The 23,430-nt window shown below is 71.3% G+C and carries 12 protein-coding genes; 11 read left to right on the forward strand and 1 reads right to left on the reverse strand.

Annotated features, from left to right (window positions below; all coding sequences use genetic code 11):
* Genes ACIA8G_RS12505 through ACIA8G_RS12540 form a run of 8 tightly spaced genes read left to right on the forward strand, consistent with a single transcriptional unit; the run spans nt 1 to nt 12,068 of the window.
* Nucleotides 1-2,364, forward strand: coding sequence for a lantibiotic dehydratase (locus ACIA8G_RS12505; RefSeq protein ID WP_396418485.1), 2,364 nt, complete (start codon nt 1-3; stop codon nt 2,362-2,364).
* On the forward strand, nt 2,361-4,580 hold the full coding sequence (locus tag ACIA8G_RS12510; RefSeq protein WP_396418486.1) for a hypothetical protein: 2,220 nt from the start codon (nt 2,361-2,363) through the stop codon (nt 4,578-4,580). The genes ACIA8G_RS12505 and ACIA8G_RS12510 overlap by 4 nt, the downstream gene beginning before the upstream one ends.
* Nucleotides 4,577-5,965 (forward strand): hypothetical protein, encoded by a 1,389-nt coding sequence (locus ACIA8G_RS12515; RefSeq protein ID WP_396418487.1) that lies wholly within the window; start codon nt 4,577-4,579, stop codon nt 5,963-5,965. The genes ACIA8G_RS12510 and ACIA8G_RS12515 overlap by 4 nt, the downstream gene beginning before the upstream one ends.
* Nucleotides 5,962-8,112: a lantibiotic dehydratase gene (locus ACIA8G_RS12520; protein WP_396418488.1), complete on the forward strand. Its 2,151-nt coding sequence runs from the start codon at nt 5,962-5,964 to the stop codon at nt 8,110-8,112. Before ACIA8G_RS12515 ends, ACIA8G_RS12520 begins: the two co-directional genes overlap by 4 nt.
* Nucleotides 8,109-9,281 (forward strand): metallopeptidase TldD-related protein, encoded by a 1,173-nt coding sequence (locus ACIA8G_RS12525; RefSeq protein ID WP_396418489.1) that lies wholly within the window; start codon nt 8,109-8,111, stop codon nt 9,279-9,281. The genes ACIA8G_RS12520 and ACIA8G_RS12525 overlap by 4 nt, the downstream gene beginning before the upstream one ends.
* Nucleotides 9,274-10,323 (forward strand): hypothetical protein, encoded by a 1,050-nt coding sequence (locus ACIA8G_RS12530; protein ID WP_396418490.1) that lies wholly within the window; start codon nt 9,274-9,276, stop codon nt 10,321-10,323. The genes ACIA8G_RS12525 and ACIA8G_RS12530 overlap by 8 nt, the downstream gene beginning before the upstream one ends.
* Entirely contained in the window at nt 10,301-11,392 is a 1,092-nt protein-coding gene (locus ACIA8G_RS12535; protein WP_396418491.1) for an NAD(P)/FAD-dependent oxidoreductase, read from the forward strand. The genes ACIA8G_RS12530 and ACIA8G_RS12535 overlap by 23 nt, the downstream gene beginning before the upstream one ends.
* Nucleotide 11,393: 1 nt before the next feature.
* Entirely contained in the window at nt 11,394-12,068 is a 675-nt protein-coding gene (locus ACIA8G_RS12540; RefSeq protein WP_396418492.1) for a VOC family protein, read from the forward strand.
* Here the strand turns inward: ACIA8G_RS12540 and ACIA8G_RS12545 are convergent.
* Nucleotides 12,023-13,213 (reverse strand): M20 family metallopeptidase, encoded by a 1,191-nt coding sequence (locus ACIA8G_RS12545; protein WP_396418493.1) that lies wholly within the window; start codon nt 13,211-13,213, stop codon nt 12,023-12,025. The genes ACIA8G_RS12540 and ACIA8G_RS12545 overlap by 46 nt on opposite strands.
* A gap of 96 nt (nt 13,214-13,309) precedes the next feature.
* Here ACIA8G_RS12545 and ACIA8G_RS12550 point away from each other — a divergent pair, with 96 nt between their 5' ends.
* From ACIA8G_RS12550 to ACIA8G_RS12560, 3 genes are read left to right on the forward strand one after another with little or no spacing between them, the layout of a single operon-like run.
* Nucleotides 13,310-15,619: a hypothetical protein gene (locus tag ACIA8G_RS12550; protein WP_396418494.1), complete on the forward strand. Its 2,310-nt coding sequence runs from the start codon at nt 13,310-13,312 to the stop codon at nt 15,617-15,619.
* Between the two features lie 4 nt (nt 15,620-15,623).
* Nucleotides 15,624-16,466, forward strand: a complete 843-nt coding sequence (locus tag ACIA8G_RS12555) for a class I SAM-dependent methyltransferase (RefSeq protein WP_396418495.1) — start codon at nt 15,624-15,626, stop codon at nt 16,464-16,466.
* Nucleotides 16,467-16,485: 19 nt separating this feature from the next.
* Nucleotides 16,486-23,430 (forward strand): thioester reductase domain-containing protein, encoded by a 6,945-nt coding sequence (locus ACIA8G_RS12560; protein ID WP_396418496.1) that lies wholly within the window; start codon nt 16,486-16,488, stop codon nt 23,428-23,430.

Below are 23,430 nucleotides of genomic sequence, written 5' to 3' on the forward strand. Positions count from 1 at the left end.
ATGGGTGACTCCTCCTGCTGGCGCCTGTACCCCAGACTTCTGTTGCGCCGCGCGGGTTTCGAGGTGGGGCTGCTCACCGGCCTCGCCGATGGGCCCGCCACGCGGGTGCTGGCCGAGTACCGCGACGCGACCGACGTGTTCGAACGCGCTCGCGCGGCGCTGCGGACCCGCATCGCCGACGAGGTCGGGCGCACGACCGACAAGGCTGTCCTGCGTGGACTGTCCAAGTTGCGCAGCCGGGTCGGGCGCAGGTTGCCGGCCGGGGAGTTCTCCGGCGACGTGCTCACGCACGAGATCGACACGTATTCGGCCGCGCTGCGCGATCTGGACGAGGTCGACGAGCTGCTCGCGAGCGCACTGACGGCGGAACAACGGCGCCGCTCGGAACGCGTCCGCGCACTGCTGTCGCGTGAGCAGGTCCAGGACGCTCTGCTGCAGCTGTCCCCGTCGTTCTACGACGAGGTCGTGCGCTGGCTCGCCGGCCCGGCCGGCGGTGATCGCGCCAAGGACCGGGCGTTCTACCGGCGCGCGTACCTCTACGGGCAACGGCTCGGGGCGAAGAACGAGACAACCAGCTTCTTCGGCCCGCTGGTGCACGGCCGCGTCAACGATGTCAGCGAAGGCATCGTGCTGGGCGAGGAGCACCCGTCCGGCGTCGTGGCCACCGAGGCCATGGTCGCCTTCTGGGCGGTGTGCGAGCTCGCCATGATCATCGGATCGGCGCCGGAGGTCCGGGAACGGCTGGCCGTCGCGTGGATGCCCGCCTGCGGGCGGGACAACGGCGTGGTCGGCCTCGCCGACGGGCGCAAGGTGCGGCTCACCGGCTGGCGCTGGGACCTCGTCGACCTCATCGACGGCGTCCGGTCCGCGGGCGATCTGGCTGCGGCGCTCGGCAAGCCGGTCGAGTCGGTGCTGGAGGTGCTGGACAAGCTGCGCCAGGCGGGCACCGTCCGGTTGTGGCCGGAGCCGCCCTCGACGACCGCACGGCCGCTGGACTGGCTGATCGACTGGGCCGGGCGGAACGTGCCGGACGGCGAGTGGCCCGCGAAGCTCGCGGGGTTGCGTGAACTGGCCGGGAAGTACGCGGCCGCGCAGGGACACGCGGCGCGGGCGGTCGCACTGGAGCAGGTGGAGAAGGGGTTCACGGAGCTCACCGCGGTCGACGCCCGCCGGGCCAGCGGGCGCATGTACGCCGACCGGCTCGTGGTGTCGCTGGACGCCAGGGGAGACCAGGGTCCCGTGCTGGTAGGAGGTGACGTCGCGGCCCGGTGGGAGGAACAGCTCTCTCCCGTGCTCGACCTGGCCGCGCGGTTCGGTGAGCTCAAACGGGTCGCTGCCAACGAGACGTGTGCCGCGGTGCTGCGAGCCGCGGGCACCGAGACGATGCCCTACGGCGAGTTGATCCAGCGCCTCCAGCAGGAACCGGCGACCGAGTCGCTCGACCGGTTCACCGCGGAGTACGCGAAGCTCGTCGAGTCCGGTGTGGACGGACTCGAAGCGGTGCTGGCACCGGAGGACCTCCGCGCGCTCGCGGGTCCCCCGGCAGCCACCGGGTTCGTCAGCCCCGACCTGATGCTCGAACACGCGGCCCGCGGCCGGGAGGTCCTGGTCCTCGGGGAGCTGCACCCGTACGTGTTCGCGTGGGGATCGCAGGGTCTGTTCAGCGGGGACCAGGACGAGATGCTGGCCGATCTCGCCGCCGACCTGAGCCCGTGGGGCGGCGCGGAGAAGCTCGCCACGGTGATCCGCCGCCGGCGCCACAAGGGACTGGTCGCCGACTGGTTCCCCGGCCGCTTCATCGAGATCACCGCGTACGCGACCGACGACCGGTCCCGCACCGTGCCGCTGACCGACATCGAGGTCGTGCTGCACGACGGGCAGGCGAAGCTCCGCACGGCCGACGGCGAACTGGTGCTGTACGCGGGCGAGGACGATCACGTGCACCTGCGCGCGTTCGCACCGCCCGGGGTGTCGCTGCCGACCATCAGGTTCGGCGACTTCAGCCCGCGGGTCATGGTCGGGGACGTCCTCGTCCAGCGGGCCAGGTGGTGGCTCGGCCGCGAGGACCTCGGCCTGACCGGGACGAGGGACACCTCCGTGGTGGTGCGTGCGGTGCAACGACTTCGCGCCACCCGCGGGATCCCGCGGTTCTGCTTCGTGCACGTCGGCGGTGAACCCAAGCCGGTCGGCATCGACCTCGACAACCCGCTGGCGGTGGACGCGCTGGTGTCGCTGGTGCTGGCGGGGGACAGCCAGGAGATCTCGATGGCGGAGATGCGCCCGGCCCCCGACGAGCTGTGGCTGCGGCGCCGGGGCGGGCTGACGACGTCCGAGTTCCGGATCGCGATGAGAAGAGCGACATGACCGACGACAACTGGCACTTGCTGCCGGTGATGGTGCTGCGCAGCGCCGGGTTCCCGTGGCAGATGGTCGAACAGCTCGCCTACTCCCGATCCGGCCGGCTGATCGACGAGCTGCTGGAGCTCCAGCAGGCCGCCACCGAGCACGCGGGCGGGCTGCGGCCGGCCAGGAACCTCTCCCGCGGCCAGAAGAGCAAGCTCCGCAACTTCCGCATGATCCCGGACACAGACGCCGATGCGTTCCCGGAGGAGTGGCGGCGGGAGTGGAACCGGCTGACGGCGCACATGGAGGACTTGCTCGGCCGGCTCGGCGAGGCGGCCCTCGAGGACAAGGCCGACGTCGACGCGGCGCTGCAGCGGATCAGGGCCGACGAACGCTTCAACGACGCGGTCGTGTGCTCCTCACCGGCGGCGCAGCGGGACCTGAGCCGTGGCGCCCAGGGCTCGCGGATCCGGCGGCAGCTCGCCTCCTACGCGCAGCGGCTCGCGTCCAAGAGCGAGACGATGAGCTTCTTCGGACCGATCAACTACGCCACCGTGGACCGCGCGAGCGGCACACCGTCCAAACTGGACTGGCTGGGGCATCGGGAGATCCGGGCCCGCCAGGCGCACACCGCCGCGCGGGTCAACGACGCGGTCCAGGCGTTGCTGCTCGGTGATGACGACGCGGCCGCGCGGCTCGTGCCACGCCGCAAGACCGCGCTGCGCCCGCCCCGGCCCGGCGATCTGGTCGCGGACCTGGTCGGCGCGGTCGACGGTGCTGCGAACGTCCGCGAGCTCGCGGACCGGCTCGGTCGCGCCCTGCCCGAGGTGCTCGAAGCGTTCCGCACCGCGGTGACCAAGGGACGGCTGACGCACGACCTGGCGCCGCCGTCGACCACGATCGATCCGTTGCGCTGGACCGTCGACCGCGTCGAGGGACCGGTGCGAGACCTGCTCGAGAGCACGCTCGCGCTGCTGGAGGCGTACCCGGCGGCGAATCCCACGCGCAAGGCGGAGATCCAGGGCGAGATCGAGGCGTCGCTGTCGTCCGTTCCGGCGCAGGCGGCCGGCAACAAGTTCTACAACGACCGCGTGATCGTGCACGAGGCGGCCGTGGGCACCGCCGACTTCCGCGTGAGCGGCCCGTTCGCGGACGACCTGGCCGAAGCCGTGGCGCCCGTGCTGGACCTGCTGGCTCACGAGGCCGAGCTGACGAGGAACCTGACCAACCGCGCGATCGCCGCTCACCTGGGACCGGGACGGTTCCCGCTGGTGAAGGCGCTCACCGTGTGCGCGAACGTGCAGATCGTGCCGAGCACCTGGCTGGCCGAGAACCTCGTGTTCGACCCGGAGCAGCCGGTCGTCGACATCGCGGGTCTCACGCCCCCGGCCGGTCCGTCGGCGCCTGTGCTGTGCTCGATCGACATGCTGGCCGCGGTCCCCGACATCGCTCAGTACGACGCCGGCTCGACCCCGCTGATCATGGGTGACATCCACGACGCCGCACTGCTCACGCCGTGGGCGTTGCAGTTCAACGAGAACAGCGCCGAGATCCTCGCCATGCGGGACGAGACGGTGCGCACCACCCTCGGCGACCAGCTGGCGGTGAACGTCATCTCCCGGCGCACCACCGGTCTGCCGCCGCTGGAGTTCCCCGGCATCGTGCTGGAACTCGGCGGCAGCGCGTCGCCGGGCAGGGACCGCGTCGGCCTCGACCAGCTCTGGGTGCACAGCGACGGGACGACCGCGGAGCTGCGCAGCGACCTGCATCCAGGGCAAGCGTTGCTGTTCCACAACGGCGAGCTCGACAGCGGGTTGCACACCGCGCTCGCGTTGCCGCGCATCCGCCGGCCGCGCCTGCCGGAGCTTCCGCACCTGCCGCGCCTGACGTGGCGGAACGTGGTGCTGTCGCGGAGGCGGTGGACCGTCGCCTCCGAACGGGTCCTCGCCGTCAGCGCCAAGCAGGACGAGGTCGAGCGGCTGCTCGACGTCGCCCGGTTCGCCCACACCCTCGGCCTGCCGAGGCGGCTGTTCGCCAAGTCGCCGAACGAGCGGAAGCCGATCTACGTCGATCTGACCAGCCCGGACCTGCTCAAGGCGCTGACGAGGCTGGCGGGTACCGCGGACGAGCTGACGCTGTCCGAGGTCCTGCCCGCCGCGGACGACGCGTGGCTGCGTGACGGCGAGTTGCGGTTCCCATCCGAACTGCGTTGCGTTTACACCAGAGGACGACGATGAGACTCGTAGTGGTGCCACCGCTTTTCGACCTGACACTCACCCCGGTCATCGAGGCGGACGACCGGCTGATCGACCTCAACGCGCACTTCGTGCACCGGCTGACCGCACCCGACGCGCTGCGGCAACTCGCGGAACGGGTGCCTGCGGACGAAGCGGTGTTCGTGCACGCGGCCGCGGCCGCGCTGGGCAGGGAACGCGCCGGCTTCGGCACGTTGCGCGCGGCAGGGCTGGCGCTGCGGTTCGCCGCCGCGAACGACCCGAGCCTGCGCCTGGCCGGCGACGACGTGGAACTGGTCGACGGCAGCACGGAGTCGAGCACGCAGGTCGTCGCCGCCGCGGCGCGGACCCGGCTGTTCGATCCCGAGATCGCACTGGCCGCCACGGCCGGCCAGGTGATCCACCTCGTCCTTGAGACAGACCAGCAACTTCCTGCCGTCGTGGGGATCGTTGCGGCGGTCGGTGCCGGGAACGTGGTGCTGTGCGGTCGTTTCGCCACCGAGCACCGCGCCGCGCTCGGTGCGGTCGAGGCGCTGCGCGGAGTCCGGTTCGACGAGTGGGCGCCGCGGTGGCGGCTCGCCGACGACTGGGCACCGCGTCCGATCCGCTGGGTGAAGCGGCCCGGTGACTGGACGCCGGGCGAGGAGTGGGTCGGCTGGCTCGCCCCGCGCGATGTCCTGGCTGTTCCCGCTGAAGCGTGGGCATCGTGCGTCGGGCTCACCGTGACGGCGGCGCAGGTGCACGGGGACGATTTCGTTGACGTGCATGGAGACACCGTTGATCTGAGCGGTTTCACGCCGTCGATCGAGCTGCTGGTCGGCGCCCCCGGGGTCAGTGCGGAGGAGACGCGCGAGACCGCCATCCGGCTGGTCGAGTCGGGCCGGCTGGCCGGGCTGAGCCCGTTCCGCCTGCCCGCGGGTGCCCCGCCGGTCTGGGCCGGCACGGCGCTCGACCTGCTCGACGTGTCCGGGCACGACCTGCCGCGCTGGAGCCGGTTCGCCGTTGCGGAAGCACCGCTGGCCGAGTTGAACGCGGAGTTGGCGAGCCGTGCGGATTACCCCGGCCGGTTCGCGGCCGAGGCCACACCGCTGGCCGAGCTGAACGCGGAGCTCGCGAGCCGCACCGACCTCTACCCCGGCCGGTTCGCCGCCTGCTGCCTGTCGCGTCCTGACGAACCGGGGGACTGGGACCCGTCCGCCGTCGTCGTCGACTCGTCGGTGGTGAACCTGCGCACCGGACGGGCGTTCCGCGTGCACCCGAAGCTGGCGCCCGTGCTGGAGCGCCTGGCCAACGGTGACGCCCACGCGCTGACCCGCCTGCCTGAGGCGGGCCGGGTGAAGCTGGCGGATCAGCTGGTCCGCTCCGGAGCGCTCAGGAGGAGCGCATGACTCGGCGATGGCAGATCGGGAAGCATTTCGTGCTGCGGCACGCGGGTATGCCGTTCGACTGGCTCGAGGATCTCGGTGCCCAGCCGGAGTTGCTGCGGCTGGCCGACGAGGTGCTCGACCGCGAGGCCGAGGTCCGCGAGGCCCACGGCTCGTCATCCGCGTTGCTGCGCGGCCGCCCGGCCCAGTTGCCCCAGACGCCTGTCGTCAAGCAGTGGGCGCAGGCCTTCGAGCGGTTCAACGCCGCGTACCAGGAGGCCGACGACGCTGCGTCCGAGCGGCTGCGGGAGATCCTCGCGCGGCCCGAGGTCAGCGAAGCGATCTTTCTGTCCAATCCGGACGCTTACCACAACATGCTCCGTCCCTGGCTCGCCCATCGTGGCACGACGACCTCGAAGTGGCGCCGGGTCCGGCGGCAGATGTACACCTACGTGCAAAGGTTCTGCGCGAAAAACGAGACCGTGAGCTTCTTCGGCCCGATGGCCTACGGCGCCAAGGGTGAGCGCACCGAGCTACGTACGGACCTCGACCGCGGCCGCCAGGTGTTCTTCTCGCACTGGGCTGCCAAGGCGGTGGCCACCGCGATCGCCCGCGACCCGAAGATCCTGCCGGACCTGACCTTCCACGCCACGGGCAGGACTGCCGCTCCGGCGGCGGTCCTCGCGCTGGTGACGGCGGGCGGCCGCACGTTCCGCGAGATCCACGCGGCGTCGGACCTCCCCGCCGGTCAGGTCGCCAAGGCCCTGATGGCGCTGATCGCGAGCGAGGCGGTCTGCATCGAGCTGGGCGGCGGCGAGTACGACCACGATCCACTGGCGACGATCGTTCGCCAGCTCGGGGAACTGCCCGCGTCGGCCGCGCGGGAGAAGTGGCTCGACCGTGTCGAGTCGTTGCGGCACCACACCGCCGACCTCGCCGGGCAGGACCTGGACGGCAAGGCGAAGACCGTTGCCGCGCTGGAGGAACTGTTCACCGAGGTGACCGGCAAGCCCGCTCGCCGCGGTGCGGGGGCGGCCTATGCGGACCGTGCCGTCTTCTTCGAGGAGTGCGCGTCGCCGTTCGCGTTGACCGTGAGCGCGGAGCTGCTGGCCCAGTGGGAGGCCGTGATCTCGGACGCCCTCGAGGCGTGCGTGGCCCACGGCAACGCCACCCAGCAGGTGGCGATCGAGGCCGTGCGACAGCAGTACGGGACGACCGAGATCGACTTCCTGGACTACGCGGAGCAGGCCGCCGCCGCGCTGGCCGCGGCGACGAGCACGCAGCAGGCGACCTACGCGCCCACCTACCCGGCGACCGAGCTCGACCGGCTGGTGAGCGACGCCGAGGCGTTGCCGGGGGACCGGTACGCGGTGATCGACCTGTGCCCGGCCGCACCGGACGTCGACGGGCTTTCCGATGCCGCACTGGTGCTCTCGCGCGTGCACCACCACCTGCTCGTCGAGAGCTGGCTCGCGACCATGCACCCGGATCCGGCGGAGTACGGCGCGGACGCGGCGGAGTGGATCGCCGAGCAGGACGGCCGGCTGGTGGGCCTGGACTTCGGCCGGCGCAACAAGGGCTACTACCGCTTCCCCGGCCGTGAGGTCGCGATGCGGCCGTTGACCTGGACCGACGTCGTGGGCGAGCAGATCCAACGGTCGTGGGAGATGCAGGTGTCCGTCTCCGCGGACGGGGTCGAACTGCGTGACCCGCAGGGCACGCCGGTGCAGACGTACATCGCGTTGAGCGACTTCGTGAAGTACCCGCCGATGGCGGCGCTGTCGCACCCGCAGGTGCTGCACCCGTCGTTCACCACCGACGGTGAGGTGGCGGCGAACGACGTCGTGATCCAGCGCGCCCGCCGCCAGGTCGCCACCGAGGCTCTGGCCGCGCCCGAACCGCACGTCCGCTTCCTCCAACTCCGGCGCATGGCCCGCGAGTCGGGCGGCCGGTTCGTGTTCTGCCGCAGCGCGAACGAGCGCAAGCCGTACCTGATCGACCTGGCCTCGCCGCTGGCGGCCGACCTGATCGGACACGTGGCGCGCGGCGTCGACCTGCTCGGCGTCGAGCGGATGGCGCCCGAGCCGGAACGGTTGTGGCTCAAGGACGAACAGGGCCGGCGGTACACGAGCGAGCTGCGCATGCAGGTCATCGGCAGGAGCGCGTCATGAGGCTCTTCGCCGAGAACACCACCTGGGCGCGCAGGACGTTCAGCCCGGACGGCACGGTGACCGACGAGACGACGGCGAGCCGTGGCGCGTGCACCGAGGTCGACCGGGCCGGCGTGACCGAGCACCGGATCGTCGAGAACGTGGCCGACGACGGCGTCTTGGCCGTCTTCGAGCGTCCACAGCACGAGATCGTGGACGACGAGTTCATCCTGGCCGCCAAGCGAACCGGGGCGGAGATCACCGTCGGCGCGTGGCAGCAGCACATCGCCGTCGGTGCGCCGGGGACGACCAGGTCCGCAGAACGGTTCCTCACCTCCACCGAGGTCCGGTTGCGCGGGGAGGACGGCACCAGCCACGCGCAGGTGCTCTTCGGGCCGGGCGGCGACATCGACCAGGCGGCCGAGGACGTGCGGGCACGCCTGGCCATCCCGTTCGTCGACGAGTTGCCCCAAGCCGACCTGGTGCTGCAACCCGGCCGCGCGGGCGCGTTCTTCCACGAGGTCGTCGGCCACCCGATGGAGGCGGACGTCGTCGCGTCGGACACCAGCTACCTGGGTGCCCTGCGCGGTCAGGTGATCGCCCCCGAGTGGCTCACCGTCGTCGACGGCGGGCAGCGGGCTGAGGCGGGCTTCCGCAGCAGCGTTGACGACGAGGGGACGCCCTGCCGGGACGCGCTGCTGATCGACCGCGGCCGGGTCGGTGAACCGATGACCGACCTGGCGCTCGCCGAACGCCTTGGCGTGCCGGGATCCGGGCACGCGCGGCGGCAGAGTTACCGCCATCCCGCGATTCCCCGCATGACGCACACCTGCGGACTGGTCGGCGAGGACGCATCGCTGACCGGTCCTGAGGGACCGTGGATTGCCGCGCACGGGCTGAAGTTGCAGGTCATGAACATCGCCTCCGGCGACTTCGTCTTCACGGTGTCCTTCGCGTTGCTGCACAAGGCCGACGGCACCGTGCGCAGGCTCGGCCCGTTCGACGTGGTGGGCAACGGGCTGGACGTGTTGCGTTCGATCCGGCCGTATTCGCGCGAGGTCGCGGAGTACGGCCGGGTGACCGGTGGGTGCGGGAAGCTCGGGCAGTTCCCGGTGCCTGTCACGTTCGCCAACGCCGGCGTGTGTCTGCCGGCGGGTTCCGTGGTGCTGAGGGAGGTCCGGCGTGGCTGAGGTCGAGGTTCACGTGACCGGACTGCTCACTCCGGCGGCGCCGCGGCCGCGGATCTCCGTGTCCGTGGAGGCGATCGGCTTGACGCTGGCTGGGACGGACGTGGCGTCGTCGGCGCGTCCGGGCGTGGCACTGGCAGGGACTGACGTGGCGTCGTCGGCGCGGCCGGGCGCGGCACCGGCAGGGACTGACGTCGTCGCGTCGCGCCGCCTGGGCCCCACCCCGACAGACCAGGCCGTCGCGGCCGCAGCCGTCGACCTCCTCGAACGCACCGCGGACGAGGCCCGCCAAGCCGGTGTCCGATTGCAGAGCACCGTGGCCGATGTCGTCGATCGGGGTGCACGGCAGGTTCGCGTGCTGGCACGAGCCGAGACCATCGGCGGCCCGGTCCTGCTCGGCACCGAGTCGGCGGATCACCGCACCGCCACGTTGCCGTTCGCCGAACTCGGCCGCCTGCCCGCCGCGCTCTCACCCGCTACCGACGCCCGCGACCTGCCCATCGTCCTGCGGCCCGGCGTCGCCGCCGTGCTCATCGCGGGTGCGGTCTTCTCGCTGACCTCCGCGCGGGGCAGGGAGAACGCGCGACAGCTGGCGGGCAAGCGGGTTCTGCCGGGGCTGACCCTCACGGAAGCGGATCGCACGCTCGTCGACGCCGGTGTGCTCGTTGCCTCCGATGAGGCACCACAACGTATCTGGGACCACGAACGGCAGTCCTATGTGGAGGACCCGCTGACCCGCGCCGGGATGCGGGGGCCGGAGGCGCCGCTGCCGCAGGACTTCGTCGAGCTGGTGTGGTGCGTCGAGGGGTTGCAGCGCTACCACGCCGACGGCACCGTCCGATTGCAGTGCCTCGCGAAGACCGGGGACGAGTGGTCCGTGCGGACCCTCGTCGGCAAGCCGATCCGGTTGCTGCGCCACGTGACGGCTGTGCACGGTCCACTCACGACGGTCTTCACCGACAGCGTCGTCACCACCCAGTCGCTGGTGCTCACCAGCGCTCGCACTATCGAGGGGAAGGGCAATGGCCGCATCATCGAGGAGTGATTTCGCCGTGGTGGGCGGCGGGATCGTCGGCGCGTGCGTGGCCGACGAACTGGCGTCGCGGGGCGCGTCGGTCGTCGTGCTGGACGCGGGATCCGAACCCGGCCACGCCACCAACCGTGCCGCGGGGGTGGCGGTGCCGTCGCTGCGCTACCTGCCCGACACCGAGTTCTACCAGTGGTTGCGCGACGCCAAGCAGTGCCTCGACGAGGACGTGCTGAAGCTCGAACCGCAGTTCGGCGCGTTCAGCCGCTCGAAGTCGATCCTGCGCGCGTTGCGGCAGAGCGACGTCGACCAGTTCGGCGACGCCATCGAGAGCTCGGCCCAGGCCCGCTGGCTCTCCGGTGACGAGGTGTCCGCCGCGGCACCGGGGATGAAGCTGCCGGCGAACCGCAGCTACCTGCTCGACGACAGCGGCCTGATGGTCGACGGCCGCCGCTACCTCGACGCGGTGCGCCGGCGGGGCATCGGTGCCGGTGTCCAGTGGCGCCAGAACGCGTTGGTGCGCTTCGTCGAGGAAGAGGCCGATCACGTCGCGGTGGTGACCGAGACTGCGGTGGTCGAGGCGGACCAGGTCGTGATCACGGCCGGTGCGTGGTCGAGCGGACGCGGGCTGGCCGCCGGCACCGGGATCTCCCCGCAGCGCGGCCAGTTGCTGATCCTGGATCGCGCGGTGGACCTGCCGTGCATCCTGTCGTCGGCCTTCTACCTGGCTCAGGGCGTCGACGACCGCGTGGTGGTCGGTGCCACCGAGGAGAGCGCCGGTTTCGACGAGAGCGTGACTGTGGAAGGCATCTCGCGGTTGCTGATGTTCGCCACCGCGGCGATGCCCGCACTCGGCGCTTGCGAACCGGTCGAGTTCCGCGCGGGTCTGCGGCCGGTGAGCGCCACCGGACGGCCGGTGGTCGGCCGGGTTCCCGATCGCACCAGGGTGTTCGTGTCGGCCGGGCACGCGGGCCACGGCCTGCTGTCGGCTCGCGCGACCGCGCGCGGGCTCACCAGCGGACTGCTCGACGACGACTGGGATTCGCTGCCCTACAGCATGTGCCCGGTCGAGAGCGTGAAGGGCTGACATGCGCATCGATCACGTGATCCTGGGCGCGCGGACCATCGAGCCGTTGCGCGAGCTGCTGTGGGAACGGCACGGTTTCGGCATCACCGACGGCAGCCCGAACCCGGACGGCACCGCGAGCTGGGTCGTGCCGTTCGACACGGCGGACGTCCAGTACCTGGAACTGCTGGTGGTGCACGACGAGAAGGCGCTCGCCGAGTCCGAGTTCGGCGAGGTCTTCCTCGACCGCACCGCCGACGGTCCCGCGTTCCTGAACTGGGCTGTGCTCGTCGACGACATCGTGTCGATCTCCTCCCGGGTCGAGGAACTGACAGGGATGGACCCGGACATGTTCAGCGGCGAGTCGGTGCGCGCCGACGGCCAGGTGGTGCCGTGGGCCGAGGCGGCGTTCAAGCTCTCCTGGGAGAGCCGGGTGCTGCCGTTCTTCCTGCGGTACGGCAACGCCGAGGCCCGCGCCGACCGCGTTCCCGGCGATCTGGCCGCGGCCGGGCACAAGGTGCGGCCGACGGCGATCACCGGCGTGCGTCTCGGCAGCGCCGACGCGCACGGTGCGTGGCTCGCGGACTGGCCGTCGCTCGACGCGCTGCCGGTTCAGCTCGACCCGGCAGCGGGCGTCGGCGTTACGGGTGTTCAGCTGTCCACTGAGGACGGTCCGTTGCTCCTGGAGCGGCTGTGAGCGATCAGCCGTTCCCGCGCCTCGTCGTTCGTCGCCGCCTCGGCCGCGGTCCTGGCCAGCGCGATGGCGCCGTGCACCAGGGCCCGGTCGGCCGACGGGCCGACGCACGCCGCGGCGAACTCCGGCTGGTGGTTGACCGCGCCCGCGGTGTCGATCGCGATGCTCGGGTGCAGGCTCGGGATGACGCGGCTGACGTTGCCCATGTCCGTGCTGCCGGTGGGCAGGGTGCGCTCGACGTCGAGCGGGGGCAGCGTGCGGCCGAGGTCCGTGATGGCGGACCGGTAGGCGGACACGAGGAACGGGTCGTGCACGAGCTCCGCGTACGCCGGTTCCGCCACGACCTCGTGACCGCACCCGGTCGCGAGCGCCGCACCGGCGAAGCAGGCCCGGACGCGCTTCTCCAGACGCTCGAGCGACTCCATGTCACCGGCGCGCAGGTTGTACAAAGCGTTGGTGCGGACGGGAACGACGTTGGGCACGTCACCGCCCTTGGTCACGATGCCGTGCACCATCTGCCGCGGCTCGAAGTGCTGCCGGCCGACACCGACGGCGACCTCGGCGACGGTGAGCGCGTCCGCCGCGTTCACCCCCAGGTGCGGCGCCAGGGCGGAGTGGGACTCGCGGCCGGTGAACCGCACCTCGAGCTCCAGCAGGGCGAGGGGTTGCGGTGCGCTGATCTCGTCGATGGCGGGGTGGATCAGCATCGCGAGGGAGACCTCGTCGAACACGCCCTCGCGCAGCAACTGGATCTTGCCGCCACCCTGCTCCTCGGCGGGCGTGCCGATGACGAGGACCGTGATGCCGAGCTGGTCCGCGACGTCGCGCAGCGCGAGCGCGGCACCGGCCGAGGAAGCGGCGATGATGTTGTGGCCGCAGGCGTGGCCGAGCTCGGGCAGCGCGTCGTACTCCGCGCACAGGCCGACGACCAGCGGGCCGTCGCCGAAGCGAGCGGTGAACGCGGTGTCGAGCCCGCCGACGCCACGTTCGACCTCGAAGCCGGAGGACTCCAGCAGGCCGGAGACCTTGGCCGCGCTGCGGTGCTCCTGGTAGGCGATCTCGGGTTCCGCGTGCAGGCTGCGGGACAGCTCCACGAGCCCGGCGGTGTTGTCCGCGACCGCGTCGGCGATGCGAGTCTGAATGGTCATTGATGCGACTTCCTCCGTGGACGGTGTCTATTTGATACACCGGCCCACGCACTGAAAGCAAGCTGTTCAAGTCCGATTTCTGGTGAGGGTACCGTCGTGGCCGAAGACGCTATTTCGTGGACTTTTCCTGCCGGGCGTGGCGCACTTGAGGTGCGGCCGCAGCCGTGGGTTCTGCTGCGCACGACCGGCTTCGGGGTGCGGATGGTCGAACGGCTCGCGACCGTGCGCCTGGACGTCGTCGACCAGGTGCTGGCCGAGCGCGAATCGCTGGCCGAGTTGCAGCAGGAGTTCGATTCATGCTGGTCAGAGCTTCGTGATGCCGTTCGGGCGGTCGAGCCGCGGCAGCGCAGCGAGCGCGCGTTGCGCAGCTGCCGGCGACTGGTCGCCGAGGGTGCGGAACTGGATGACCGGTGCGTCGCGATTCTGCGGCAACTGGGTCGGCTGGAGTTCGCAGAGCGCTGGAACGAAATGGTGAAGCGCTGCGCCGACTCGGGTCACGAGGAATTCGAGCGCGCGTTGTCCGAATCCTATGCGGAGATTGCCGGGGCGGTCCGCGACGACCGGTTCCAGCACGCCGTCTTCGTCTCGAACCCCGCATTCCACCGGTCCGTTTCCGGCCGGGATTCCGCGGACCGGCGCACGCTCGACACCCTGCACCGCTACCTGCGCCGGTTCGCCACGAAGTGCGAGACCGTGTCCTTCTTCGGGCCGACGCTGTACGCCCGGTTGCGGCCGGAGCTGCCCGCGGCGGTGGAGGTGGGCGAGCCCGGCGCGGAACGCGTCGTGGTCGAGGCGAGCGTGTGGCTGGTCGAGGAACTCCGCAAGCACGCGACCGAGCGGCTCGACCCGGACCAGCGCCGCGCGTGGCGCAACCCGTTGTTCCGCGCGCTGCCTTCCGGTGCCGGGCTGGAACGCGTGGTCGACGGCAGGAAGTTCCGCGTGGCGGAGCAGGCGATGGCGGTCTGGCAGGCCGCTGACGGCAGCCCGCTGGCCGCCTCGGCCACCAAGGGGCTCGGGCCCGCGCTCACGGTGTCCGCGTGGCGGTTGCCCGCGACCGAACTGCACGCGCTGACGAGGCTGGCTGAGCACGAACCCACCGCCGCCTCGCTTGCCGCCCACCGCGATGCCTACGCGTCAGCAGGCTGGCCGGAACGAGCCACGCATCTCGCTGCGGCCCAGGAGTTCGCGGAGGGCCTGTTCGGCCAGGTCGAGCACCGCGCGGGCCAGCACTACGCCGACCGGGAGCTGTTCCACGAGGACAGGTCCAGCCCCTACAGCGAACGCGTCGTGCTCGGTGGCCCGATCGCCGACGCGCTGCGGAAGGTCACCGAGGCGATCCTGCCGCTGACCTACCTCGCCGCCCTGCTGACCCGCGAGGACGCCCGCGACGTGCTGCGCGCCGACCTCGCCGGAGAGCCCGGTTCCCTTGCCGCACTTGCTGTTCGGGACCTGCCGGAGAGCCGGGAGCGGCGGGGTCAGTTGGACGAGGTGCTGCGGGATCTCGTTCGGGAAAGCCCGGTGCTGACCAGCGCGCGGCTCAGCGAGGTGCTCGCGCCGTTGTGGACGCAGGTGCGGCCGCAACCCGAGGACGCGTGCCTGCCCAGCCCGGACCTGATGGCCGTCGGCACCGATCCCGAGTCGGCGATCTGGGTGCTCTCCGAGATGCACGACGACTGCAGCTCGATCTACGGCGGCCTGGAACGGCCGTTGCACAGCGACCCCGACGACCTGTGGCGGCAGTTCACCGCGCGGGTCGGCGAGGTGATCGCCGAGGAGGACTCGGCGACGATCGTCTCCCGGCGCCGCAGCGCCCACGTCACGCCGGAGCTGCCCGGTGTGTCAATCGAGCTGAGCGGGTTGTCGGCCAAGGACCCGGCGGACGTGGTGGCGATCGCGGACGTGATCGTCCCCGCGAGTGGTGACGCGGTCGAGGTGGACGGCAGGCGCCGGTGGCTCTACCCAGGCGATCTCGCCTCGACCCTGCACCGCGCGGTGTCGCGGCCCGCGGTCGTGCCGGTGCCGATCGACCTCGGCGCGCACACGCCCCGCATCACCATCGACGGCGTCGTCTACCAGCGCGCCCGCTGGCGGGTCGCACTGCCGGCGCGTGCGGGCGAGCGGTTCGACCAGTGGCTTGCGGTGCAACGGATCCGGCGCGAGCTCGGCCTGCCGAGGTACGTGTTCGTGAAGCACCCGGCCGAACCGAAGCCGCTGTACGTCGACTTCGCGGACCCGGTGTCGGTGCTCGACCTCGCCCGGCTGCCCGAGGCCGAGGTGCTGGTCTCGGAGATGTTGCCCGCCCCCGATCAGCTGTGGTGGCGGGTGGACGGCGAGGCGCAGTGCGCCGAGTTCCGCACGGGATTCCTCGTGCGGCCGGTGAATTTCGATGAATCCATTGAGGAGTGAGCAAGTGAGCACCACTGGTACGGCCCGCGTCGAGGACGCGTACGACAAGTCGGCCCGCAAGTACAACGCGGCCATGTTCAACCCGATCGGCAAGCAGCTCGTCGACCTGCTTCGGTTGCAGGAAGGGGAGAACGTCCTCGACCTGGGCTGCGGTCGCGGTGCCTGCCTGTTCCCCGCGGCCGAGGCGGTCGGGCCGGCGGGCCGGGTGCTCGGCGTCGACCTGTCGGCCGAGATGGTGAAGCTGTGCGCCGCGGACGTCGAGGAGTACGGGTTCGGCGACCGGGCCGCCGTCCGGCAGGGCGACGTGCAGGAGTTCTCGAGCGACGAGCAGTTCGACGCGATCTCCGCGGGCATGGTGCTGTTCCTGCTGCCCGACCCCGCCGCCGGTTTGCGCAACATCGCGCAGGCCCTGAAGCCGGGCGGCCGGTTCGCCGCCACGACGTTCCCGACCCAGGACGGGCGCCTCGCGGCGGGCTGGGAGTCCGCGGAGATCATCGGCGAGGTGCTGGGCGGCTACATCCCCGCCGGCATCGACAACCCGTGGGTGCCGGTACTCGGCGTGGGAACCGCCCTCGCCAACGCAGAGACGACCGCCGACGCCGTGCGCGCCGCCGGCTTCAGCGAGGTGGAGATCAGCTCGATCGACGCCGTGTCGCACTTCGACTCCGTCGACGCGTACATCAAGTGGACCTGGAACATCACCACCCGCATGTTGTGGGACCTCGTGCCCGCCGACCGGGTCGAGGAGGCCACGTCCGAGGCACGCGAGCGGCTGCAGGTCATCGCCGGGCCCGACGGGGCGGTCGACTTCATCTGTCCTACCAGGACCGTTCTCGCGGTTCGCTGACGTCAGTCCGGAGTGCCTCATGCGTGCAGAACTGATCCGCCCACTGCCCGAACTGCTGCGGCTGCGTGCCGAGACGATCGGCGACCGCGTCGCGTTCGCGGACGCGACGAGGGAGGTCACCTACCGCTCGCTCGACCAGCGGGTCCGCTCGCTGGCCGGGCTGCTGGCCATCGCGCCGGGTGACCGCGTCGCGATCCTGCTGGGCAACACCGTTGCGGCCGTGGAGAGCGGCCTGGCCGTGGTGGTGGCGGGCGGGATCAGCGTGCCGCTGAACCCCTGGTCGGGTGATGCGGATCTGAGGCACTTCCTGGTTGACAGCGGTGCCGCGGTCGTCATCACGGACGAGGCGCACCGCGAGCGGGTGGACCGGGTGGTGGACCCCGGCGTCCGGGTGCTGGACGTCGGGGACTTTGACTCGCCGGACTCGGCCGGGGACTTCGGTTCGCTGGACCTGTCCTGGAACGTCGACTCGCCTGGCCTGTCCGGGGGCTTCGATTCGGTGGACCTGTCCGGGGATTCTGGGTCCTCATTGGACGGTCCAGCGATCCTCCTGTACACGTCCGGAACCACCGCCCTGCCGAAGGGTGTGCTGTACTCGTTGCGCAGCACGCTGTGGATGGCGGCTGCCTGTCACGTGCCGATCCTCGGTCTGTCGTCTGAAGACACGGTTCTGTGGCCGCTGCCGCTCTTCCACGGCCTCGGGCAGAACCTCGGCGTCTTCGGCGCGGTCGCCGCCGGCGCGACCGTGCGAATCCTGAGCGGCTTCTCCCCGGCGGAGGTGCTCGGTGCGTTGCGCGAGTACGACGCCACCGTGCTGGCCGGTGTGCCCACGACCTACCACCACCTGCTGTCGTCGGCGGACGCCGAGGCGTTCCCGGCGCTGCGGCTGGGTTTCGTCGCGGGCTCGGCCAGCGGGGCGGCGCTGGGAGAGCGGTTCGAAGCCGCGTTCGGGGTGCCGCTGGTCGACCAGTACGGCTCCACCGAGACGGCCGCGATCACGACGAACTGGCCCGCGGGGCAACGGGTTCCGGGCTCGGCCGGGTTGCCCGTGCCGGGAGTGAGCGTCCGGCTGGTGGATCCTCTCACCGGCCGCGAGGCGTTGCCGGGGGAGGAGGGCGAGGTCTGGGTCAGCGGGCCGAACCTGATGCTCGGGTACCACAACCAGCCCGACGCCACGGCCGAGGCGTTGCGCGACGGCTGGTATCACACCGGTGACCTGGCGCGCCGCGACTCGGCGGGGTTCGTCACGATCACCGGACGGCTCAAGGAACTCATCATCCGCGGTGGGGAGAACATCCACCCCGCGGAGGTCGAGAACGTGCTGCGGCAGGTGCCGGGGATCGCGGACGTCGCGGTCGGGGGGAAGCCCGACGAGGTGCTCGGCGAGGTGCCGGTGGCTTGGGTCGTGCCTGGGCCTGATGGGTTCGATGCCGAGGCGTTGTTGGACCTGTGCCGGCGGGAGTTGGCCTATTACAAGGTGCCGGCTGAGGTTTATGAGACGGCGGAGATTCCGCGGACTCAGTCGGGGAAGGTTGCTCGGCACCGGTTGGGTGGGTTGCCGGCTCGGTTAGTTGCCGCGGCGCCTGCGGTGCCGCTGGTGCAGGCTGGGGGCGGGGTGGCAGGGGCGACCGCGCTGGCCGGGGATGGTGCCGCGGAGTCGGCCGCGCGGACCGGTCGATCAGCGGCCGATGCCACCGCGGAAAGCGATCTTGCCGTCGTGCCCCATGGTCGCGACGAGGCAGGCGCGACTTACCTCGATCCCGCCGCCGTCCTCACCCTGATCCTCGCGGAGACCGCCGCTCTCCTCGGCACCGACGAGGTCGCCCCCGACCGCCCGTTCGTCGAACTAGGCCTGGGCTCGATGGCCGTCGTCACCCTGACCGAGCGCCTGATCTCCGCGACCGGAGTGCGACTCTCGCCCACAGCCGCGTTCGACCACCCCACCCCACAAGCGCTAGCCCGCCGCATCGTCGCCGGCGAACAACCCGCTCCCGTGGCGCGCAAAGTGCGGCGCCAGGCTGCGGACGACGACCCGATCGCCATCGTCGCGATGGCCTGCCGGTACCCCGGCGGCATCACCTCGCCCGAGGACTTCTGGGAGTTGCTGGCCGAGGGCCGCGACGCGATCGTCCCGTTCCCCGCCGATCGGGGCTGGGACCTCGACGGCCTGCACCACCCGGATCCTGAGCACACCGGCACCACCTACACCCTCGAGGGCGGCTTCCTGACCGACGTCGCGGGGTTCGACGCGGAGTTCTTCGGCATCAGCCCGAAGGAAGCGACCGCGATGGACCCGCAGCAGCGACTCACTCTCGAAACGTCCTGGGACCTGCTGGAGCGGGCCGGGATCGACGTGACGTCGTTGCACGGCTCCATTACCGGCGTGTTCATGGGCGTCCAGGGCGGCGACTACCAGCACCTCGGCCGGGGTCTGGGGGAGTACGAGGCGCAACTCGGCTTCGCCACCTCCGCGAGCGTGCTGTCCGGCCGGGTCGCCTACAGCTACGGGCTGGAGGGGCCCGCGATCACCGTCGACGCGGCGTGTTCGGCTTCGCTGGTGGCGATCCACCTGGCCTGCCAGTCGCTGAGGTCGGGGGAGTCGGAGCTGGCGATCGCGGGCGGTGTCACGGTGATGTCCACTCCGGACAGCATCGTCACCTTCGCCCGGCAGCGGGGACTCGCCGCGGACTCGCGGTGCAAGACGTTCTCCGCGGACTCGGACGGCACCTCGTTCGGCGAGGGCATCGGGATGGTGCTGCTCGAACGTCTCTCCGACGCGCGGCGCAACGGGCACCAGGCGCTGGCCGTCGTCCGCTCTACCGCGGTGAACCAGGACGGTGCGTCGAACGGGCTGACCGCGCCGAACGGCCTCGCCCAGCAACGGGTGATCCGCCAGGCACTGGCCAACGGCGGCCTCACCGCGGCCCATGTCGACCTGGTCGAGGCGCACGGCACCGGTACCACGCTGGGCGATCCCATTGAGGCGCAGGCGATTCTGGCGACCTACGGCCAGGACCGGACCGAGCCCGCCTGGCTCGGCGCGGTGAAGTCGAACTTCGGGCACACCCAGGCCGCGGCCGGCATCGCGGGCGTCATCAAGTCCGTGCAGGCGATCCGGCACGGTGTGATGCCGCGGACGCTGCACGTCGCCGAGCCGACCCCGCACGTCGACTGGACCTCGGGCGAGGTGCGGCTGCTGACCGAGGCACGAGAGTGGCCCTCGAACGGAAACCGGCGCCGCGCGGGCATCTCCGCGTTCGCCATCAGCGGCACCAACGCGCACGTCATCGTCGAGGAAGTGCCAGCGGTCATCGAGAACGCGCCCTCGCCGCGGGAGCACGGGCCGTTGCCGTGGCTGCTGTCCGCTCGATCCGTTGGGGCACTGCGGGACCAGGCACTCCGCCTGGCCGAGACCGACGCTCCGGCCGGTGACATCGCGTACTCCCTCGCGACCACGCGCGCCGCGCTGCCGCACCGGGCGGCGGTGGTCGCCGACAGCATCGAGGGCTTCCGCGCCGCTCTGGCCGACCTCTCCCCGGAGGTCGCCGCCGGACGCACCACCGCGTTCCTCTTCACCGGCCAGGGCTCGCAGCGGATGGGCATGGGCAAGCAGCTGCACGACCGCTTCCCCGTGTTCGCCGCCGCGTTCGACGACATCGCGGGATACTTCGACCAGCCGCTGCGGCAGATCCTGCTCGGCGACGGCGACCCGGAGCTGGTCAACCGCACCGACCACGCCCAGCCCGCGCTGTTCGCCTTCGAGGTGGCGCTGTTCCGGCTGCTGGAGCACTGGGGCGTGCGCCCCGACGTGCTCGCCGGTCACTCCATCGGCGAACTGGCGGCCGCGCACGTCGCCGGTGTGTTCTCCCTCGCCGACGCCGCGGCGCTGGTGTCCGCTCGCGGCACGCTGATGCACGGGTTGCCGGGTCGTGGCGCGATGTACGCGCTGGAGCTGACCGAGGACGACGCCCGAGAGCTGCTCGCGGGCGAGGAGCAGGCCGACATCGCGGCGATCAACGGACCTCGGTCCGTGGTCGTCTCCGGCGACGAGGCCGTGGTGGCGCGGATCGCCGACGTGGCACGCGAACGCGGGGTCCGGACGAAGCGGCTGATCGTGAGCCACGCGTTCCACTCGCCGTTGATGGAGGGCATGCTCGACGACTTCCGCTCGGTGGCGGCCGGGTTGAGCTACCACGCGCCGCGGATTCCGCTGGTCTCCACGGTCACCGGCGACACCGGCGCGCCTTGGACGGATCCGGAGTACTGGGTCGGGCAGGTGCGGGCGGGCGTGCGCTTCGCTCCGGCCGTCAACACCCTGCGCGCGCTGGGCGTCGACACGTTCCTCGAAGTCGGTCCCGACGCGGTGCTGACGGCGCTCGTCGGCGACAGCGGGGCTCTGTCCACGGTGCGGCGCAACAAGTCCGAAGTGGACACTCTCGTCACGGCGTTGAGCAAGCTGCACAACCGGGGCGTCGCGGTCGACTGGCGTCGCTTCTTCGCCGGCTCGGGCGCGCGTGCGGTCGCGTTGCCGACCTATTCCTTCCAGCACCGCCGCTACTGGCTCGACCGGGTGCCGGTGGCACACGTGGAGGCACCGGAAGCGGCTCCCGCACCAGTGCTCGACCTGACCGGCGTGACGGACGAGGAAGAGCAGTTCGCCGCGGTGTTCGACGTCGTCGCCGCCGCGGTCGCACGAGTGCTCGGCTACCAGGATCCAGCGGAGATCGATCCCGACATGGTGATCGCCAACCTGGGCCTCGACTCCCTCGCCGCGGTGGACCTGCGCAACGAGCTGGCGGACCGGACGGGCCTGGAGCTGCGGGCCACCGTCGCCCTCGAACACCCCACCCTCGCCGTGCTGACCGACGAGCTCGCGACCCGGCTGCTGGCCGACGCGAAGGCCGGCCCGGACGCGATCGACTTCGCGGCGGAGGTCACCCTCGCCGCAGACATCGTGCCCGCCGCGCGCGTCGAGACCGTAGTCAGCGATCCGGAGCACGTTTTCCTCACGGGCGTAACGGGTTTCCTGGGCGCTTTCCTGCTGCGTGATCTCCTGCAGAAGACCACCGCGACCGTGCATTGCCTGGTGCGCGCGAAGGACGCCGCCGACGGACTGGAGCGGGTCCGCACGAACCTCGACTGGTACGGCATCGAGGCCGGCCTCGACCGGCTCGTGGTGGTGCCCGGCGACCTGGCCGCACCGCGCCTCGGCCTGGACGAGGAGACCTTCGACCACCTCGCCCGCACCGTGGACGTCGTTTACCACGCCGCCGCGCAGGTGAACGGCATCTACCCGTACTCGGCGCTGAAGCCCGCCAACGTCAGCGGCACCGAGGAGATCCTGCGCCTGGCCGCGACGCACCGGACCGTGCCGCTGCACCACGTGTCCACCACCGGCGTGTTCTCCGGGCAGCTCAAGCCGGGCGTGCCACTGGCGACGTCCGACGTGACAGGCCCGCCGGAGAAGCTCTGGTCCGGCTACCGGCAGAGCAAGTGGGTCGCCGAGCAGCTCATCGGCCTGGCGGTGGAGCGCGGGCTGCCGGTGTCGATCTACCGGGTCGACGAGATCTCCGGAACGCAGGACACCGGCGCCTGCCAGCAGCACGACTTCGTGTGGCTCGCGGTCAAGGGCCTGCTGCAGGCGTGCGCGGCACCCGCGGGTTCCAAGGGCGACTTCCACCTCGTCCCCGTCGACTACGTCAGCGCGGCGGTCGTGGAGTTGTCGAGGCGCAAGCAGGGCACCTACCACCTCGGCAACCGCACGCACCTGCCGTTCGCCGCCATGCTGGACAGCCTGCGCGGCCTCGGTTATCCGCTGTCCGAACTGGACTGGGACGACTGGGCCGCCGCGATCCGGTCCGATCAGGACAACGCGATGAACTCGATGCTCGCCGCGTTCGAGACGACCATCCACACCGCCGACAACGCGTACGTGACCATCGGCCTGGACGACACCGAGCAGGCGCTGGCCGGTTCGGGCGTCGTCTGCCCGCCGATGACGCGCGAGCTCTTCGAGAAGTACGTGCGGTGGTTCGCGAGCGTCGGCTACTTCCCCGCGCCGCAAGTCGAGCGAACGGGGCTCGTCGTTCGTCCGGCCAGGCTCGCCGACCTCGAACCGCTCGCCCGGATCTGCTTCTCCTCGTTCAACGAGCTGAACCAGTCGCTGAACCTCCCGCCGGAGTGGGAAACGCTCGATCAGGCGCGCGAGGTGATCAGGGAACGGCTCACGTCTCCCGCGTGCGTCACGCTCGTGGCCGTCGACGACGACGGCGCCGTGCTGGGCTCGAACTTCGTCCTGCCCGGCGACGAGGTCGCGACGTGGGGACCGCTCAGCGTCGACCCGCTGGCGCAGGGCCGGGGCGTGGCCCGCCGCCTGATGGCCGCGACGATCGAAGCGATCGAGGCGACCGGCCGCAAGTCTGCCCACGTCGTGCAGACCGCGGCGAACCTGCCGGTCTACCGGCTCTACACCTCGGCGGGGTGCGCCGCGAGCGACGAGCTCGCCGTGCTGCGCGGCCGGATCCACGACCCGGTGGCACTAGAAGGGTTCACGGTGCGGCCGTTGGAGGTCGCCGACATCGACGAGTGCCGGCAACTGCACCGCGAGGTCGTCGGATACTCCCGCGACACCGAGATCGCCCTGGCGGCACGGGGTGGGTTCGGCGGCATCGACCCGTACGTGGTGATCGAGGCCGGCCGGATCGTGGGTTACACCACCGGGCTGACCTTCATGGGGCACCTCGCCTGCGAGTCCGAGGCGGCGGCCCGCGCGCTCGTCGCCGGGGTGAGCGAGGCCTCGGCGCAGCCCCCGCTGCTGCGGGTGATGTCGCGGCTCAACCCCGAGTTCCTCACCTGGGCACTGCACTCCCGTGACGTCGGCATCAGCCGGCTCGAAACGATCATGTCCTACGGCGCGTACCGCCAGCCGCTCGGCGGCGTTTACTGTCCCGCTCAATCTCACTAG

This window comes from Lentzea sp. NPDC051213 (assembly GCF_044455585.1).
Taxonomy (GTDB): domain Bacteria; phylum Actinomycetota; class Actinomycetes; order Mycobacteriales; family Pseudonocardiaceae; genus Lentzea.